2 protein-coding genes are annotated in these 824 nt (G+C 48.4%); one reads left to right on the forward strand and one right to left on the reverse strand.

What is annotated here, in order from left to right; translation table 11 throughout:
* The first annotated feature begins 4 nt into the window (after positions 1-4).
* Positions 5-283, forward strand: a complete 279-nt coding sequence (locus A3751_RS15810; protein ID WP_068457832.1) for a c-type cytochrome — start codon at positions 5-7, stop codon at positions 281-283.
* Positions 284-347: 64 nt separating this feature from the next.
* Here A3751_RS15810 and A3751_RS15815 read toward each other — a convergent pair.
* The coding region (locus tag A3751_RS15815) for a pyrimidine/purine nucleotide monophosphate nucleosidase domain-containing protein (protein WP_156492532.1) at positions 348-824 on the reverse strand (477 nt) is incomplete at its 5' end.

Consider the following 824-nt stretch of genomic DNA (forward strand, 5'->3'; position numbering starts at 1 on the left):
GTGCATGGCTTTCGGTGCCAGCACTGCTATTGCAGGCGATGCGGCAGCAGGCAAAGCGAAGTCTGCGGTTTGCGCAGCATGTCATGGTGCGAATGGTATGGCGGCGATTAAGACCTATCCGAATTTGGCGGGTCAGAACAAGGAATATCTAGTTTCTTCGTTGAAGGCTTACAAGGCGAAGCAACGCACTGGTGGTATGGCTGCGATCATGCAAGCGCAAGCAGCAGGGCTGTCTGATGCGGACATCGAAAACTTAGCGGAGTACTACAGCTCACTTAAGTAGAATTCTTTTTGTGTTGCTAAAAATGTGAAAAAGCCGAAACACGACGTTTCGGCTTTTTCTTGAGCTACTTCACGATGGTATAACAAGGCTCATATTGAGAGCCCGGCAGCTTCATCCGCCCTTGCTCGACGAAAGCGCGGAGCAGCGTATCCATCGGCCCCAGTATGTGTTCATCTCCTTTGATCTCGAAAGGGCCTTTTTCTTTTATTTGCTGAACACCTTTGGCCTTCACGTTACCGGCAACAATTCCCGAAAATGCTCGGCGTAAATTGGCGGCGAGACAATGGGGCTCTTGGTCTTTGCTCAGGTCTAGACTAGCCATGAGTTCATGGGTCGGCTCGAAAGGTTGCTGAAAGATTGGATCAATTTTTAACAGCCAGTTGTAATAAAAGGCGTCTCGGCGTTTGCGTCGGTATGCTTTGACTTCTTCTAAGTGTGTTTTTACATACTTGGCGACCGCAACAGGATCATCAATAATGATTTTGTAGCGACTTTGCGCTTCTTTTCCCAATGTTTTTCCGATGAAGGCATCGATCATCTC

The sequence above is a fragment of the Oleiphilus sp. HI0080 genome (assembly GCF_001635135.1).